The 16,744-nt window shown below is 68.6% G+C and carries 13 protein-coding genes; 9 read left to right on the forward strand and 4 right to left on the reverse strand.

What is annotated here, in order from left to right; all coding sequences use genetic code 11:
* Positions 1-444: 444 nt before the first annotated feature.
* The 3 genes from BM43_RS03295 (at position 445) to BM43_RS03305 (ending at position 2,630) form a co-directional block, all read left to right on the forward strand.
* Positions 445-1,266 carry a LuxR C-terminal-related transcriptional regulator gene (locus tag BM43_RS03295; RefSeq protein ID WP_025099873.1) on the forward strand — a complete coding sequence of 274 codons (822 nt, stop codon included), beginning with the start codon at positions 445-447 and terminating at the stop codon, positions 1,264-1,266.
* Positions 1,267-1,449: 183 nt separating this feature from the next.
* Positions 1,450-1,635: a hypothetical protein gene (locus tag BM43_RS03300; RefSeq protein WP_036056875.1), complete on the forward strand. Its 186-nt coding sequence runs from the start codon at positions 1,450-1,452 to the stop codon at positions 1,633-1,635.
* Positions 1,636-1,880: 245 nt separating this feature from the next.
* Positions 1,881-2,630: a creatininase family protein gene (locus BM43_RS03305; protein ID WP_025099871.1), complete on the forward strand. Its 750-nt coding sequence runs from the start codon at positions 1,881-1,883 to the stop codon at positions 2,628-2,630.
* A 191-nt stretch (positions 2,631-2,821) separates the two neighbouring features.
* On the opposite strand, the gene BM43_RS03310 is transcribed toward BM43_RS03305, so the two are convergent.
* Entirely contained in the window at positions 2,822-4,351 is a 1,530-nt protein-coding gene (locus tag BM43_RS03310) for a M81 family metallopeptidase (protein WP_036056874.1), read from the reverse strand.
* Positions 4,352-4,441: 90 nt separating this feature from the next.
* Complete coding sequence (locus BM43_RS03315) at positions 4,442-5,731, reverse strand: MFS transporter (RefSeq protein ID WP_036056872.1); 1,290 nt, start codon at positions 5,729-5,731, stop codon at positions 4,442-4,444.
* 157 nt (positions 5,732-5,888) lie between these two features.
* Here BM43_RS03315 and BM43_RS03320 point away from each other — a divergent pair, with 157 nt between their 5' ends.
* On the forward strand, positions 5,889-6,818 hold the full coding sequence (locus BM43_RS03320; protein ID WP_036056870.1) for a LysR family transcriptional regulator: 930 nt from the start codon (positions 5,889-5,891) through the stop codon (positions 6,816-6,818).
* Positions 6,819-6,975: 157 nt separating this feature from the next.
* Positions 6,976-8,727 carry a peptidoglycan D,D-transpeptidase FtsI family protein gene (locus BM43_RS03325; protein ID WP_042286528.1) on the forward strand — a complete coding sequence of 584 codons (1,752 nt, stop codon included), beginning with the start codon at positions 6,976-6,978 and terminating at the stop codon, positions 8,725-8,727.
* 34 nt (positions 8,728-8,761) lie between these two features.
* On the opposite strand, the gene BM43_RS03330 is transcribed toward BM43_RS03325, so the two are convergent.
* Positions 8,762-9,754, reverse strand: coding sequence for a LysR family transcriptional regulator (locus BM43_RS03330; RefSeq protein WP_013689697.1), 993 nt, complete (start codon positions 9,752-9,754; stop codon positions 8,762-8,764).
* Between the two features lie 168 nt (positions 9,755-9,922).
* Entirely contained in the window at positions 9,923-10,834 is a 912-nt protein-coding gene (locus BM43_RS03335) for a LysR substrate-binding domain-containing protein (protein ID WP_036056869.1), read from the reverse strand.
* A gap of 95 nt (positions 10,835-10,929) precedes the next feature.
* Between BM43_RS03335 and BM43_RS03340 the strand changes: the two genes are divergently transcribed.
* The 4 genes from BM43_RS03340 (at position 10,930) to BM43_RS03355 (ending at position 16,506) form a co-directional block, all read left to right on the forward strand.
* Complete coding sequence (locus BM43_RS03340; protein ID WP_036056868.1) at positions 10,930-11,820, forward strand: alpha/beta fold hydrolase; 891 nt, start codon at positions 10,930-10,932, stop codon at positions 11,818-11,820.
* Positions 11,821-12,240: 420 nt separating this feature from the next.
* Complete coding sequence (locus tag BM43_RS03345; protein ID WP_255222535.1) at positions 12,241-14,178, forward strand: Xaa-Pro dipeptidyl-peptidase; 1,938 nt, start codon at positions 12,241-12,243, stop codon at positions 14,176-14,178.
* A 167-nt stretch (positions 14,179-14,345) separates the two neighbouring features.
* Positions 14,346-16,088: a S10 family serine carboxypeptidase-like protein gene (locus BM43_RS03350; RefSeq protein WP_036056867.1), complete on the forward strand. Its 1,743-nt coding sequence runs from the start codon at positions 14,346-14,348 to the stop codon at positions 16,086-16,088.
* Between the two features lie 28 nt (positions 16,089-16,116).
* A complete protein-coding gene (locus BM43_RS03355) occupies positions 16,117-16,506 on the forward strand; it encodes a hypothetical protein (RefSeq protein WP_244118343.1) in 390 nt (129 codons plus the stop codon).
* Positions 16,507-16,744 lie beyond the last annotated feature (238 nt).

Consider the following 16,744-nt stretch of genomic DNA (forward strand, 5'->3'; position numbering starts at 1 on the left):
GCGCATTGTGACCCGCGTGTGGCCGGTGGCATCGGCCGGCACGGTTCGCGAGGCTGGTTTCGCGAACGGGGTCGGGGTTCGTGTGTCCGGCTTGTTGCGGCATGCGGATGCTGGCTACCTTTTTTCATCCGGCGGTTTTGAGAGGAATCGCCGGAGGGAACCCGGATCGGGCGCCGTTCAGATGCGGCCGGCGGGTCCCGAAGCGCCTCGTGAGAGTGGGGCGTGGTGGTGGGCGCATCGATGTCCGGCGCAATGGACCGGCCACGACGGCGTCGAGACCTGTCGCGAGGTCGGCCGTAGCCGTGCGGCACGATCGGTGGAAGCGGGCAGGGGAAGATCGGCAGGACCCGGCGCCGGCAGGTGCCGCCGCGATGCCTTGGTCGATTCATCGATCCGGCGAGAGCGCGCCTGGGCTGCACAACAACATATTCCGAGGAACACGAATTGGTCGAGATATTTGGCAAGCTAGGGAAAATCATATCCAGCACCGGTACCGAGCGCTTCACCTCGGATCTGCACGCCTTGCTCGTCGGATCCGTGAAGGTCGCCTCGACCAAGATCACCGCGTGGTCGGTCAACGAGAGCAAGGGCGAAATCGTCGGGGTGCACCTGCTCGGCGCCTTCGCCTCGCATGACCAGGACATCCGCACCACCATCCTCAAGGACGAGCTGGAGCGCGGCATCGCGCGCGATCCGCTGTCGATGAAGATCCTCGCGGCGTCCGACACGCAGCTGATCCACATGAACGCGCCGCGCCACTGCGAGTCGAGCAGCGGTTTCGAGGCCATGCCCTCGTGTCGCTACGACCGCGGTTTCCAGTGCCACCTGGTCTCGCGCAAGGCGAACCGGCGCTACGTGATCTCGCTGTATCGCCCCGACCAGTCCTACGACTTCACCCTGCAGGAAATGTCCTTCCTCAAGAGCTGCGCGGAGATGCTGCTGCCGCTGGTGGAGATGCACGCCTCGCACCGCCGCTACGCGGCCAGCGCGCGCCCGGTGGCCGACGAGCGCGAGTCCAGCGAGAAAACGCGCAACGAATCGCTGCGCAGCGAGTTCGAGCATCGCCTGTCGAGCGCGGCCGTGGTGCTCTCCGACCGCGAGATCGAGGTCTGCGTCGGCCTGCTGACCGGCAGCACCTTCCGCGAGATGGCCGAGACGCTGGGCGTCAAGCACAGCACGGTGGAAACCTATATCAAGCGCGCCGCGACCAAGCTCGGTTTCAAGGGGCGCCACGGGCTGGTCAAGTGGGTGCTCGAGGAAGCCTGAGGCGGGCCGGCGGCACGATGCAACAGCAAGGCGGGATGGCGGCAAGGTAGGACAAGCGGCAGGACGGGCGGCGCGAGGGCGGCAGGTGCCGATCGACGCCGCGGGCTCAGCGCTCGCACGCGTCGACGACAACGTTTGCGCGCCTGCGGACGCGGCGATTCACATCATCGAGAGAGAAAGGCCATGCAGCAGGAATTCGAGGAAACCAGCACGCGCGATGCGCGCGATATCGTCTCGATGCTCTGGTATCGCGCGGACGGCTCGCGCCTGGACGGCGGCCGTCCGGTGCCGACGGTGATCGTCAGCGCCGGGCTGGAAGCCTCGCACGAGGCGGCGCTCGCCGAACCGGACGTGGTCGAGGCGGGCTGAGGCCGGGGCAAGGGGAGGGAAGGGCGAGGCAAGGAATCGGCGCAGCGCCGGCCGGGCGCCGTGACAGGCGGCCGATCGAATCGAGCGTTGCTTGCCGGGCAACGTTTCGTTCATCTTGTTGCTGTTGTGCATCGGGCGGCTTGCTGGGACGATGTGATCCATCGCGACATCACGAATCGTCCCCACCCGCGCATCGTCCGGCCCGCAGTCGCGCGAGCCCAGCGCACCTGCCAACGGAATTCATCATGCTCCTGCACCTGTCGACCTGGGCCGAAATCGAGGCTTACCTGAAGCGCAGCCGCACCATCGTGGTGCCGATCGGCTCGAACGAGCAGCACGGCCCCACCGGCCTGCTGGGCACCGACTGGCTGTGTCCCGAGATCATCGCCGTCGAGGCGCAGAAGTCGGCCGACATCCTGGTCGCGCCGACCTTCAACATCGGCATGGCGCAGCACCACCTGGGCTTTCCCGGCACCATCTCGCTGCGCCCGAGCACCTTCATCGCGGCGATCTGCGACTGGGTCAATTCGCTAGCCGTGCACGGCTTCGAGAAGATCCTGTTCCTCAACGGCCATGGCGGCAACATCGCCTCGATCGAGGCCGCGTTCTCGGAGATCTACGCGCAGGCCAGCTTCGCGCGCCGCCGCTGCGGTTTCGCGCTGAAGCTGAAGAACTGGTGGGACCTGGAAGGCGTGACCGAGATCGCCAACCGCCAGTTCCCGACCGGCCATGGCGTGCATGCCACGCCCTCCGAGATCGCCGTCACGCAATGGGCGCTGCCGCATACCATCAAGGATGCCGACTACGCGCCCGAGATCGCGCCGATGGGGCCGATCCGCGAGGCGCTCGAATTCCGCGCGCGCTTCCCCGACGGCCGAATGGGTTCACATCCGAAGCAGGCCTCGCAGGAAAAGGGCGGCGAACTGGTGCGCCAGGCCGCGATCGGCCTGGCCGCCGAGGTCGAGGCGTTCAGCGCCGAGGTGGTGCCCGGCTGAGCGGTGATTCGTCGAGCGTGATTCGATGCGGCGCGCGCCATCGGCGAGATGGCGCGCGCCGTTTTGCATGGCGGGCGCGGCGCGGGTGCCGGGCCTTGCGGATCAGCCGCGCGATGCGATCGCGATGGGTTCGTGACGGGGCGGCAAGCTGCCTGCTCGCAATCGATCTTGCAAACGCGCCGCGAGTCGAATCAGCGCGTGGCCGCGAGGGCGTCGGCCCGCGCGAAGGCCGGCCCGCCCGGGCGCACGCGCATGCCGGCACGCAGCCGGCGCCAGGGCAGGTCGCCCGGATCGGCCGCCATCGGCCCCGGCGCCTTGGCCACCAGGATCGTGTGCGCGATCGACTCGAAGTCGGCGCGGAAATGCACCGAGCTCTTCACCACCAGGATCGCGCGTCGCTCGGGATCGATGCCCGCGCAACGAAACTGGTTGCGCTCGAACATCTGCATCTTGGTCGCGCTCACCGCGATCTCCACGTCCTCGATGCGCAGGCAGGCGACCGGGCCCAGTTCGCCGTCCATGCCGTTCATCATCGGCCCGTCGAAGCGAAAGCGGCCGTCGGACAGATGGGCGACCTCGAAGCGGGCTGTCAAAGGAGCATGAGCGGCGGGAGCGTCGCGCCCCTGGCTGCCGCCCAGCGCCAGCTCGATGCTTGCACCCACACCGGCCTGATGCGCGAGCCGCACGGCTCGCGGGTCCCAGATCATGCCCACCGCCGCCTCGCGCGCGCCATTGCGCAGCAGCGCGCGCACCAGTTCCATGGTGTTCGCGTCGCCGCCCGCGCCGGGGTTGTCCTGCGTGTCGGCGATGATCACCGGCCGGGTGGCGCCGACGCTCGCGTGCAGGGCCGCGCGCACCGCCTGGTCGGGGCTCAGGAAATCGACGCGCCAGCTCGCCTCGTCGGCGACCAGCGCGCGCGCGAGGGCCTCGATGCGCCGCTCGATCGGGTCGGCGTCGATGCCGTAGCCCCACAGCATCGGCCCACATTCGGGAAAGTCGGCGGCCGGGAAGCCGGGCGCGAAGGACAGCGACAGCAGCCGTTCGTCGTCGTGCTCGAGCCGCGCGAGTTCCTGGTAGAGCGCGCGGGCCGGATCGAAGCGCGTGCACATCGCGTTGACGGGAATCAGGAAGGGCAGGCCGCGCGCCACGCACACCGGTTTCGCGGGCGAGGCGGCCAGGCGCTCCAGCAGGTGCAGCGCGCGTTCGCCGGTCTCGGCCATGTCGACGTGTGGGTAGCTGCGGTAGGCGACCAGCAGGTCGGCGTCGCGCAGCATGCGCGCCGTCACGTTGGCGTGCAGATCGAGCGAGGCGATGACCGGCACGCCCGCGCCCAGCTCGCGCCGGATCCGCTCCAGCAGTTCGCCCTCGCCGTCGTCGACATGCTCGGCCACCATCGCGCCGTGCAGGTCCAGGTAGATCGCCTCGAAACCGCCGGCGCGCACCGCGTCGAGGATCTCGCCGGCGATGCGCTCGTAGGCCTCGCGCGTCACGTGTGCGGAAGGGCTCGCGCCGGCCCAGATCACCGGCAGCAGCGCGTGGCCGCGCGCCTCGGCGGCGCGGATGAAGCCGCCGGCGGGAATGTTCACCTCGCGCAGCGCCAGCACCTCGGCGCCGCGGCGCAGCGCGGGAAAGCCCTCGCCGCGCACGAAGCTGTCGTAGTCGGCGCGGGTGGGCGCGAAGGTATTGGTCTCGTGCTGGAAACCGGCAATCAGGATCTTCATCGTGGAGTCCGAAGGAAAAGACGGCGCGGCGCCGCGAGGCGCCGCCGGGGAAGCGGGTGCGAGCCGGGCCGCGAAGCCGGCGCCCGATACTCAGCGCGGCGCGGCGCTGAGCCGGTTGGTGGCGAGCAGCACGGCGGCCAGCAGCGGGAAGCCGGCTAGCGCGAGCAGGCCCGCGTCGAGGCTGCCGGTGGCGGTCTTGACCCAGCCGATCATGGCCGGGCCCCAGAAGCCGCCGGACAGGCCGATGGTGTTGATCAGCGCGATCACCCCGGCTGCCTCGGCGCCCTTGATGAAGTTCGAGGGAATCGCCCAGAACACCGTGTAGGCCATCCACAGCGCGGCGGTGGCCAGCGTCAGCAGGCCCAGCGCGATCGGCAGTTGCGCGTCGAAGCGCGTCGCCGCGGCCAGTGCCAGGGCCGCCGCGCAGGCCGGCACCACCGCGTGGTAGCGGCGCTCGCCGGTGCGATCCGAGCGGCGCCCGATCCAGGTCATGCCGATCGCGGCGGCCAGGTAGGGGATCGCGCTGTACCAGCCGAGCGTGATCAGATTGGTGGCGCCGCGCGCCTTGAGCAGGGTGGGCAGCCAGAAGCTGATCGCGTAGATCGCGGCGATCAGGCTGAAGTAGGCGATCGCCAGCCGGTAGATCGCCAGGTCGCGCAGGGCGCGCCCGAAGCCGCGTTCGTGCAGGTGGGGCGCGGCGATCTCGGCCTCGATGCGCTGCTTCTCCTCGGCATCGAGCCAGCGCGCGTCGGCGGCGCGATCGGGCAGCACGCGCAGCGTCAGGAGGCCCAGCAGCACGCAGGGCAGGCCCTCCACCAGGAACATCCACTGCCAGCCCGCCAGGCCCAGGCGGCCGTCGAGCGTGGTGATCAGCGCGGCCGACAAGGGGCCGCCCACGATGCCGCCGATCGGCCCGGCCAGGAACACGATGGCGATCGCGCGCCCCATCCGCGAGGGGCCGTACCAGCGCGACAGGTACCAGATCATGCCGGGCGCGAAGCCGGCCTCGAACACGCCGAGCAGGAAGCGCATCGCGTAGAACATCGGCACGTTGCGCACGAACAGCATGCAGGCCGAGGTGATGCCCCACAGGCACAGGATCCGGCTGAAGGTGCGGCGCGCACCGATCCTCGGCAGCAGCAGGTTGCTGGGCACCTCGAACAGCACGTAGCCGATGAAGAAGATGCCGGCGCCCACCCCGTAGGCGGCATCCGACAGCGCCAGGTCCTGTTGCATCTGCAGCTTCGCGAAGCCGACGTTGACGCGGTCCAGGTAGGCGAACAGGTAGCAGAGCAGCAGGAACGGCAGCAGCCGCAGGTTGACCTTCGCATAGAGCGAGGACGCGCGGGCGTCGAGACCGACGCGGGAAACAGTCGACATGGGGATCTCCGGTGGCGTGGCTCGGCTCGGCCTTCACGTTCTGGTGTGCGAATGATGTCCAGCCCAAAAAGCACGAGCAACAGCAACTCGGTTCATGTATCGTTGCCGCCAGGGCAACACTCCCGCCGCTGTCTTCCTTTTCGCCCCGAGTCGATTCATGCGAGAAATCAACCAGCAGCGCCTGCGCTATTTCCATGAGGTCCTCACCCATGGTTCGATCCGCGGCGCGGCCGACCACCTGAACACCTCGCCCTCGGTGATCACGCGCCAGATCCGCCTGCTCGAGGAGGAGCTCGGCACCACCTTGTTCGAGCGGCTCGCGCGGGGCGTGAAGCCCACCGAGGCGGCGGCCCATCTGCTGGAATTCTGGCGCGGCTATCGCGCTCACCAGGAGAAGCTCGAGGAGCAGTTGCACGCGCTCAAGGGGCTGCACCAGGGGCATGTGCAACTGGTGGTCAGCGAGGGCTTCGTCGACGGCCTGGTCGACGAGGTGCTGGCCGAATTCCTCGCCACCTATCCCGGCGTGAGCGTCGAGCTGAACATGCTGCCGGTCGACGACATCCTCGAGGCGATCGCCGAGAGCCGCGCGCATATCGGCCTGGCCTACAACCCGCCGCCGCATCCGCTGGTGGTGCATCGCATGACGGTCGCGCAGCCGATCGTGCTGCTGACCCGCCGCGATCATCCGCTCGCGCGGCGCGGCGGGCCGGCCAGCGTCGCCGAGGTGCTGGCGCATCCGCTCGCGCTGATGCCCTCGACCTTCGGCATCGGCCACGCGGCGCGCATGCTGGAGTTCGCCGAGAGCGTGCGGATCCATCCCTCGCTGACGGCCAACTCGCTGACCGCGCTCAAGCGCATCGTCGAGGCCGGCTCGATGGTCGCGCTGATCGGCGAGTTCGCGGTGCAGCGCGAGCTGGCCGCGGGCAAGCTCGCGGTGGTGCCGATCTCGCATCCGCTGTTCCTCGACATCAAGGCGGGCCTGCTGGTGAAGCCGGGCAGGCCGCTGGTGGCGGCCGCCAACGAGCTGCTGGACTGGATCATGCGACGCATGTCGGTATTCGCGGGAGCCGATGGCGTGCGCGATTGAATGCGCGATTGAATGCGCGCCGCCCGTTGTGGCGCAGGCATTAAGCGGGCTAATCCACGCCCAAGAAATCATCGCTTGAGCGCCGCGCGCGCGCTCGACACAATCGCCGGCCTTCCTCACTGAGCCGGCTTCGCCGCCGGCACGGATCGCCCGGCGCATGTCACGCGAGCACTTCTCCTTCCATCGTTCGCCCGGCGTGCCGGCCGGCTTGCCCGCCTGGCGCTCTCGCCTGGTGGTGCTGCTGCTCACGCTCGGTTTCCTGGCGCTGATCGCGCGCGCGGCCTGGGTGCAGGTGGCGCATCGCGAGTTCTTCGTGGAGCAGGGGCGGCGGCGCTACGAGCGCACCTTCAGCGCGGTGGCGCTGCGCTCGAAGATCCTCGACCGGCGCGGCAACGTGCTGGCCATCAGCGAACCCGTCGACGATCTGTGGCTCGATCCGCAGGATTTCGCGCGCGCCACGCCCGGGCAGGTCGGCGAGCTGGCCGCCGCGCTGCATCTGTCGCCGGCTTCGGTCGATGCGTTCCGGCGGCGCGGCGGACGTTTCGCGCCGCTGCGGCGCGCGGTGCCGCTGGACGTCGCGCGCCCCTTGCTGGCGAGCGCAATCCCGGGCCTGCACGCGATCGCCGCGCAGAAACGCTACTTCCCGGAAGGCGATGCGCTGGCCCAGGTGATCGGCATCACCGGCCGCGACGGCGCGGGGCTGGAAGGCATCGAGCTGGCCGGCAACGCGGCGCTGCGCGGCCAGGCCGCGAGCCGCACCCTGATCGTCGACCGGCTCGGCCGCGCCGTGACCGAGCCGCGCGATTCGGACCTGCCCGAGCCGCAGCCGGACCTGGTGCTGTCGATCGACCGGCAGATCCAGCGGCTCACGCAGGAGGCGCTGGCGCGCGGCGTCGAGCGCACGGCCGCGGCGGCCGGCTGCGCGATCGCGGTGGACGTGGCCAGCGGCGAGATCCTCGCGCTCGCCAACGTGCCGAGCTTCGATCCGAACGATCCTGGCGCGCTGGCGGGCGGGCCGCCACGCAATCGCGCGCTGACCGACACCTTCGAGCCCGGCTCGACCATCAAGCCGCTGACCGTCTCGCTGGCGCTGGCCGATGGGTTGATCACGCCCGGCACGCGCTTCGATACCTCGCCCGGCGTGCTGGAATTCCATGGCGCGCGGATTCGCGATACCTCGGACCATGGCGTGATCGACACCGGCCAGGTGATCGCCAAGTCGAGCAATATCGGCATGGTGAAGATCTCGCAACTGCTGAGCGCGCAGGCGATGTGGGACAACTTCCGGCGCTTCGGCCTGGGCGGCGCGCCGCTCGAGGGATTTCCCGGCGTGGTGTCGGGCACGCTGCGCAATCCGCATCGCTGGGGACCGGTGGAGCAGGCGACCATGTCCTATGGCTACGGCTTGTCGGTGTCGCTCGCGCAACTGGCGCGCGCCTACGTGATCCTGGCCAATGACGGGCGCGCCACGCGCCTGAGCCTGCTGCACGAGATGCCGGAGCTCCGCGATGCGCGGCCGGGCGCGGCGGTGATCCCGTCCGCCGTCGCGGCCCGGGTGCGCGCCATGCTGGAGGAGACGGTCGCGCCGGGCGGCACCGCCACCATGGCGCGCCTGACCGACTATCGCGTCGGCGCGAAGACGGGCACCGCGCGCAAGAGCAATGGACGGCATGGTTACGCGGCGGGGCAGTATCGCGCGGTGTTCGTCGGCATGGCGCCGATGTCGAGGCCGCGCGTGGTGGTGGCGGTGATGATCGATACACCGCGCAAGGGCTCGTATTACGGCGGGCCGGTGGCCGGGCCGGTGTTCGCGGCGATCACCGAGGGCGCGCTGCATGTGCTCGGCGTGCCGCCCGATCGCGTGCCCTCGCGACCGGACGCGCCGGTTTCGTCGCGTTCGTCGCTTTGAAGCGGCGGTTTCGCTTCGCGCGTCGCAGGTACGCTCAGCGGGCGGCGCGCGAGGGCTCGGGCGATTGCCCCAGGCTCACGCCGAGCTGCCCGATGTCGTGCGCGCGGCGCAGCGCATGGTGCGCGCACTGCTGACGGATCCAGGCGCGGAACGAGCCGACCGACATCGCGCTGTCGGCGCGGCGGATCATCCAGTAGCGCGCCGGCGAGCGGATCGCCACCGGCACCACCGGCACCAGCCGGCCGTCGCGCAGGTCGTCGAGCAGCATCGACACGCGCCCGATCGCGACGCCCTGGTGGTTGAGCGCGGCGTTGAAGGCCATGCTGCCGAGATTGAAGCGCGGCCCGTCGATGCGCGGCAGCCAGGCCGGCTTGACCGCTTCCAGCCAGGCCTGCCACTCGGCCGAATCGGAGGAGCCGGTCCAGGCCGCCGCGTCGTGCAGGAAGGCGACCTTGCGGTCGAGCTTGCCGGCGCGCAGCGAGGGATGCCGCTCCAGGTAGGCGGGCGTTGCCACCGGCAGCAGCCATTCGTCGAGCAGGGCATCGGCATGCTCGATGTCGCTGAAATCGTCGACCGAATAGCGGATGGCGATATCGACCCCGGTGGTGTCGTGATCGGGCAGGCCGGCCGCCGTGAACTCGGCCTTCAACTGCACCGGGTTGCGCGAGAACTGCAGGTGGAAGTCGGACAGGCGCGGCACCAGCCACAGCATCGCGAACGAGGGGCAGCAGCCCACGCGCACCGGATCGTCGGCGCTGGCGATTCGCACCAGGGTGGTCTCGATCTCGTCGAAGCCGCGGCGCACGCCCTCGAGCAGCATGGTGCCCTCGCGCGTGAGCGACAGGCGGCGGTGTTCGCGCACGAACAGCGCGTAGCCGAGGCGGTTTTCGAGCTGGCGGATCTGCTGGCTCACGGCGCTCTGCGTGAGGCTCAGCACGTCGGCCGCGCGCGTGAAGCTGAGCAGTTGTCCGGCGCAGGCGAAGCAGCGCAGCGCGCCCAGCATCGATGAGTCGAGAATCTTTTGCATTAGCGTGGCTAATCGATCGATAAGCCTGGTTTGTGCCAGGCGAGATCGGTCGATCGTTGAAAATCCCTTGATGGGCGCGATTCTAGCAAACTCGTAATCGAATCGTCAGGCGGCGCGGGCCTGCATGAATTAGCCGGATTAAGGAACCCGGATTGACGATCCGCGGGCTCAGGCCGCGTTGCGCGGCGCGAAGCGGCCCGGGCTGCCGGCCTCGTGCACGGCGCGCACCAGCGCCAGCGTGGCCGGCGTGCGCTTGCCGATGAAGGCGTAGAAGCGCACCTGGGGCAGCGCCGGCATGCCTTCGCGGCGGCCCAGCGCACGCAGCCCGGGGCGCAGCTGGCTGCGCGCCACCGGCGCCACCGCGAAGCCCGACAACGCGGCGGACAGGCAGCCGGCCATGCTGCTGCTCTCGAAGGCGAGCCGCCATTCGCGCTCGCTCTCGCCGAGCGCGGTGACGGCCGCGTCGCGATAGATGCAGGGCGCCGCGAAGGCGGCCAGCGGCACGATCGTGTCGGACGAGAAGGGCGCCTGCTCGGCATAGGCCCACACCAGCGGTTCCTCCCAAAGCAGTTCGCCATCCCGATCGATCGGCCCGCATTGCTTGCCGAACACGATGTCGAGCCGGCCGCGCGCGAGCTGGCGCACCAGGTCCGGCGTGATGCCGACCTTCAGCTCGATCGCGGCATCGGGATAACCGCGCTGGAAGGCCTGCAGCACGCCGGGCAGCCAGGTGCCGGCGAAATCCTCCGAGGCGCCCACCCGCAGCCGGCCCTGGATCGACGAGCCCTTGAGGCGCGCGAGCGCCTCGCGTTCCAGGTCGAGGATGTTGCGCGCGTAGCGATGCAGGGTCTCGCCGGCCGGCGTGGTGGCCACGCGGCGCGTGGTGCGCTCCAGCAGGCGCGCGCCGGCGCTGTCCTCGAGCCGCTTGATATGGCCGCTGACGGCCGAGGGCGTCAGCGCCAGCCGCTCGGCGGCCGGCGCGAAGCCGCCCAGTTCGATCACGGCCACGAAGGTGCGCAGCAGGACGATGTCGAGGCTGGCCGATTGAGGGCCGAAAGCGGTGTCCACGGCGAACTCCATTCATCACGAAATGTGCATTATAGGCGTCGATTGATCGTCAATCGTCCAGGCGAGCTCGCTAGCATCGGAGCTTTCGATACGCACATGGAGGCGACATGAAGCCCTGGTCCTCGGTATCCACCGCGACGCTCGAAATTGCCTATCTGGAATGGAACCCGCAAGGCAAGCGCGTCGCGATCCTGGTGCACGGCTGGCCCGACAACGCACGCTCCTGGGAGGGCGTGGCGGCGGTGCTGGCCGAGCGCGGCTATCGCGTGCTGGCGCCCGCGCTGCGGGGTTTCGCGCCGACCCGCTTTCGCGATCCGGCCACGCCGCGCAGCGGGCAACTGGCCGCGCTCGGCCGCGACCTGCTCGATTTCATCGACGCGCTGTCGCTCGCGCGGCCGCTGCTGGTCGGCCACGACTGGGGCGCGCGGGCGGTGGCCAATGCCTGCGGGCTGCGGCCGGGCGTGGCCGAGCAACTGGTGATGCTGTCGGTCGGCTATGGCACCAACGATCCGCGCCAGCCGCTGCCGTTCGAGCAGGCGCGCAACTACTGGTATCACTGGTTCATGGCCACGCCGCGCGGCGAGCAGGCGGTGCGCGAGCAGCGCCGTGCCTTCGCGCGGCAGATGTGGAATACCTGGTCGCCCTCGGATTGGTATGAGGAGGAGGCCTTCGAGGATGCCTGCAGCGCCTTCGAGGGGCCCGACTGGGCCGAGGTGGTGCTGCATTCCTATCGGCATCGCTGGGGCTTCGTGGCGGGCGATGCGGCCTACGACGCCGACGAGGCCTTGCTCGATCCCGCGCCGGTGCTGGCAGTGCCGACCCTGGTGCTGCACGGCGCGATCGACACCTGCAACCATCCCGCCAGTTCGGCCGGCAAGGAACGCTTCTTCACCTCGGCCTATCGACGCGAGCTGCTCGACGGCGTTGGCCATTTTCCGCAACGCGAGGCACCGGACGAGGTGGCGCGGCACATCCTCGCGTTCGTCGACGCTCACTGAGCGAAGCGTTCGTCGCTATCGCACGATCGGGCGCGCCATCGCGCATGGCGCGCCCTTCGCGTTTTCCTCCCACGAATCCGCTCGGCCTTCCGCGCCGGCTTCGGCGTAATGCCTTTTCACCGATTCGTTCAAATATTTGCTGCACTTGCGCAGCGCCAATTTCCTGATTCGATTCGATTGTCAATCGACATTTTGTTATGTCCTTGTATTGTTGTCTGGACCGAATCATTCCTCTCGATTGAGCTGCGCGGCCCCGCCTGTAAGCTTTCCGCCCGATCCGGCGGAATCTTTTTTACGTATCAGATTGCAAAAAGATTGATTTTTGTTTTTTGCTACATTACAAATTATTTCCGCGCGTTACATGCGTGAAATGTTAAACGATTAGTACAACAGATAAGAACATGGGCCGGAGCAGCGAGAGTGAATAAAGACAATCATCGAGAGGGGGCGGGCAAGGTCCGCCATGGCGCGCGCTTGCCGATGCTGTTGATGGCGGCCGCGATCGGCTTGACGGCATGCGGCGGCGACGATGGCGCCTCGCCTTCGGCCGCGCGGCAGGTCACGCCCTTGAGCACGGCCACCACGGCGCCCGAGCCGGCGCCGTTCGCGCCGCCGCAGCCGCTGCCCGAGGTGGGCGAGCAGTTCGCCAGCTCGCCCACCGGGCTGCCGTATCCGAAGCTCGCCACGCTGTATCCCGGCCACAACGGGCCGAGCGTCAACGACGGCATGATCCTGCCCTGGCTGTCGATGCGTGCGCCTCTCAAGCAGAGCGTGATGGTGCAGACGCCGTTCGACACCGACCAGGACGGCAAGCCCGACCGCATCGCGATCCGCATCGTGCAGCCGGCCGAGGTGGCCGAGGGGCTCAAGACGCCGGTGATCGTGCGGCCCTCGGTGTACTACGCCGATCCGACCTACGCCACCCAGACGCGCGCGCCCTTCCTCGGCGAGGCCGAGTACCTGCGCATGGGCTTCACGGTGATCTATGCCGACTCGATCGGCACCAACCTGTCGGACGGCTGCTGGTCGGTGATGGACCGCACCGAGCGCGAGGCGATGGCCAGCGTGGTGCGCTGGCTGACCGGCGACGCCACCGCGCCCGGCACCGACGCGCAGGGCAAGCCGGTGACGGCGAGCTGGTCGACCGGCCACGTGGCGATGGAGGGCATCTCCTACGGCGGCACGCTGCCGAGCATGGTGGCGGCCACCGGCGTGCCGGGGCTGGAGGCCATCGTGCCGGTGGAGGGCATCAGCAGCGGCTACGACTATTTCCGCTATAACGGCGTGATCGCCGATATCGACAACACCGTCACGCTCGGCAGCTACATGCAGCAGGAGCAGTCGAGCGCGCGCGCTTCGATCTGCGAGCCGGCGCGCCAGGCCGCGGTGAGCGCCTCGGACGACGGCAACTATGCCTACAACGACTTCTGGAAGGCGCGCAACACGGTGTCCCTGGTCGACCGCTTCCAGGCGGCCACGCTGATCGCGCAGGGGCAGGCCGACAACAACGTCAAGACCAAGAACTCGGTGCAACTCTACGATGCGCTGCGCCGCGTCGGCAAGCCGGTGCAGCTCTGGCTGCACAGCCGCGACCACGACGATCCGGCCTGGCAGAAGGAGTGGCAGAAGCAGATCCTGATGTGGTATTCGCGCTACCTGTTCGGCGTGAACAACGGCGTGGAGAAGCAGCCCACCTACGTGCGCGAGACGCCGGCCGGCGACATCCCGGTGGGCGCCACCATCAGCCGCGGCGAGGACGACACCAGCGACACGCTGATCGGCCATTGCCACTCGGGCCACAACCCGCGCGACTGCATTCCGACCGGCGAGCTGTTCATCAAGGAAGACGCCTGGCCGAAGACGGTCGACGCCGCCTATTACCTGCATGGCGACGGCCGCGCGGGCGGCCTGCTCACGCCCGACACGGCGGACGGCACGGCGGCGCCCTCGGTGGGCTTCAGCAAGAGCACGGCCGTCAGCTACGAGACCCGCCCGCTGGCGAACGCCACGCGCTACTCTGGAACCATCCGCGTGGCGATGCGCGGGCGTTTCGCGCCGACGGTCACCAACGTGAAGGCGACGCTGTCGGTGGACGGCCACGACGTCAGCTACGGCTGGGCCAATCCGCGCTTCTACAAGGGCCTGGAGACGCCGCAGAACATCGCGGCCGGCACCGACTACGACTTCGTGCTCGAGATGATGCCGCGCGACTTCACCGTGCTGCCCGGCAGCAAGGTGAAGCTCAAGCTGCAGGGCTACCAGGGTACGGCGCAGGTCACGCTGGACCTGGCGCACACCACGCTGCAGATGCCGATCGTGCCGCAGGCGCGCGTGGCCGCCGTGATGCGTGCGCAATGAAGCCGACGAGATGACGACACGACGCCGCCGCGCCGGGCGCGGCCGGCGTCGTGCCAGGAATTGACCCGGCGTCGTTCCGAGACGCGCCGTGAACGTCGGGTCGATATGCAGTGCGAATCAACCAGCCCAATAACATCGATTTGCAGAGTATCAACAGGAGAGTCTTCATGACTGGAAGAACCCCCGCCTGGACGCTATGCGCCTTGCTGGCCGCCATGGCCATGGCCGCCTGCGGCGACGACACGTCCTCGCCCGCCAGCAGCTTCGCCGCGAACCAGGCCGCGCCCGTCGCGAGCCCGGCCGCCGGGCCCGCCGCGGGCGAAACCGAGCAGCAGGCCTTCGACCGGCTCGCGCCGGCCGACAAGGTGCTCAACGACCCGAACACCTACACCACCACGCGCAGCGGCACGATCAAGCTGGCCTCGATCAACGAGGACACCTCGGTCAAGCGCCACACCATCGCGATCAACGGCAAGACCGTGCCCTACACGGCGCGCGCCGGCCACCTGGTGGCCTACAAGACCAATGCCCAGGGCAAGACGGCCGAGGCGGCGATCTTCTATACCTCGTACACGCGCGACGGGCTGGGCAAGGAGAACCGCCCGGTCACCTTCCTCTGGAACGGCGGCCCGGGTTCCGCCTCGATCTGGCTGCACATGGGCTCGTGGGGTCCGAAGCGCCTGAAGTCTGATGCGCCCAACATGGCCAACGACACGGTGCAGCCGTCCAGCTTCCCGTTCGAGGACAATGCGATCTCGCTGCTCGACGAATCCGACATCGTGTTCGTCGATCCGCCGGGCACGGGCCTGTCCACGGCCATCTCGCCGCTGCAGAACCGCGATCTGTGGGGCACCGACGCCGACGCGCAGGTGGTGGCCGACTTCATCGTCAGCTATACCAACAAGTTCAACCGCCAGAGCTCGCCGAAGTACCTGTATGGCGAATCCTACGGCGGCATTCGCACGCCGATCGTCGCCAACCTGCTGGAGCAGGCCGGCACCAGCGGCTACGTGCCCGACCCGACCGGCAAGCCGGCCAAGGTGCTGGCGGGCTTCATCCTCAATTCGCCCCTGGTCGACTACAACTCGAATTGCGACATGGAGGACGGCTCGGTCACCTGCGAGGGCTACATCCCGTCCTACGCGATGGCGGCCGACTACTTCAAGAAGTCGACGCAGCGCGGCACGCGCAGCCAGGCGGAATACCTGGCCGAGCTGCGCACGGTGGCGCGCACCACCTTCCAGAACACCTACCGGACCTATTTCACCAACGGCCGGCCGAAATCGACCTGGAACGCCTTCGCGGCCAGCTCGCAAGGGCAGGCGGTGCTGAACCAGTTGTCCAGCTACACCGGCATTTCCGCCTCGACCTGGAAGAGCAACTTCAACTACACGCCGGGGCCGTTCCGCTCGGCGCTGGTGCCGGGGTATCAACTGGGCCGCTACGACGCGCGCATGAAGGTGCCGAACGGCAACAGCTTCGCGGCGGACGACTACATCAACGTGGCCTTCCTGAACCAGCTCAAGACCTATTTCCCGGACTTCGTGAACTATCAGAGCAAGTCGGCGTACCAGCCGCTCAACAACGACACGATCGGGATCTGGAAATGGGCGCGGGCGGGCCTGCCGGCCAATACCCTGCCGCAGAGCATCACCGACATCCAGGCCGTGCTGACCGCCAACCCGGACGCCAAGCTGCTGATCCTGCACGGCTACGAGGACATCGCCACGCCGGGCTTCCAGACCGAGCTGGACCTGGAAGGCGTGAACCTTGCGGACCGGGTGCCCGTCAAATGGTTCGAGGGCGGCCACATGATCTACAACACCGAGCAGTCGCGCGCGCCGCTGAAGCAGGCGATCGATGCGTACTACCAATCGTCGGCGCAGGCGGCCGATGGTTCCCTGATGTAAGGCATGAGCGAGGACAAGCATGAAAATCATGAAACTGATGGTTGCGGCCCTTGCCGGCGGCTTCGCCCTGGCCAACGTCGCCATGGCTAACGGCTACGACGACCTGCCCAAGCCCCCGCCGCCGCCGGGCGGCTGGGCGCAGCCGGAGAAGCAATCGGAGCGTTCGGTCACGGCCGACGTGGATCGCCAGGTCACCGAACGCTTCACGGCGGCCAACGGCGGCGACGCGAACGGCACGCTGTCGAAGCAGCAGGCCAAGGCGGCGGGCTGGGGCCTGGTCAGCGACCATTTCTCCGAGATCGACCGCGCCGGAAGCGGTTATGTCCGCCTGAACGACGTGCTCGACTTCATGTCGCAACGCAGCCCGCAGCGCGTCATGCGGATGCGCAACGCGGCGAAGGCCGGGGGCAATTCCTGAGCCGAGCCGTCCAGCCCTGAGGCAGGCATGCAGCGGGGCTGATATCCCTGATCGGCCGGCATGGAGATGCCGGCCCTTTCAAGACCACGGCCATGCCGGCCGCGTGTAGCGACCCGGCATGGCCGATCTTCGCCGGCATGGATGGACGATGCCGGATCTATCTCCCGTTTTTGATCAAAGCGCCTGAATGAAACCAGCGAGGCCGAATGCAGGGCGGGGCCGTGCTCGCCTGTCGCCG

Source organism: Burkholderia gladioli (assembly GCF_000959725.1).
Lineage (GTDB): Bacteria > Pseudomonadota > Gammaproteobacteria > Burkholderiales > Burkholderiaceae > Burkholderia > Burkholderia gladioli.

Excerpts from the sequence above, each read along its gene's own strand:
- BM43_RS03300 (WP_036056875.1), top strand. The coding sequence starts at position 1,450 with ATGCAGCAGGAATTCGAGGAAACCAGCACGCGCGATGCGCGCGATATC.
- BM43_RS03305 (WP_025099871.1), top strand. The coding sequence starts at position 1,881 with ATGCTCCTGCACCTGTCGACCTGGGCCGAAATCGAGGCTTACCTGAAG.
- BM43_RS03310 (WP_036056874.1), bottom strand. The coding sequence starts at position 4,351 with ATGAAGATCCTGATTGCCGGTTTCCAGCACGAGACCAATACCTTCGCG.
- BM43_RS03315 (WP_036056872.1), bottom strand. The coding sequence starts at position 5,731 with ATGTCGACTGTTTCCCGCGTCGGTCTCGACGCCCGCGCGTCCTCGCTC.
- BM43_RS03320 (WP_036056870.1), top strand. The coding sequence starts at position 5,889 with ATGCGAGAAATCAACCAGCAGCGCCTGCGCTATTTCCATGAGGTCCTC.
- BM43_RS03325 (WP_042286528.1), top strand. The coding sequence starts at position 6,976 with ATGTCACGCGAGCACTTCTCCTTCCATCGTTCGCCCGGCGTGCCGGCC.
- BM43_RS03330 (WP_013689697.1), bottom strand. The coding sequence starts at position 9,754 with ATGCAAAAGATTCTCGACTCATCGATGCTGGGCGCGCTGCGCTGCTTC.
- BM43_RS03335 (WP_036056869.1), bottom strand. The coding sequence starts at position 10,834 with ATGGAGTTCGCCGTGGACACCGCTTTCGGCCCTCAATCGGCCAGCCTC.
- BM43_RS03340 (WP_036056868.1), top strand. The coding sequence starts at position 10,930 with ATGAAGCCCTGGTCCTCGGTATCCACCGCGACGCTCGAAATTGCCTAT.
- BM43_RS03350 (WP_036056867.1), top strand. The coding sequence starts at position 14,346 with ATGACTGGAAGAACCCCCGCCTGGACGCTATGCGCCTTGCTGGCCGCC.
- BM43_RS03355 (WP_244118343.1), top strand. The coding sequence starts at position 16,117 with ATGAAACTGATGGTTGCGGCCCTTGCCGGCGGCTTCGCCCTGGCCAAC.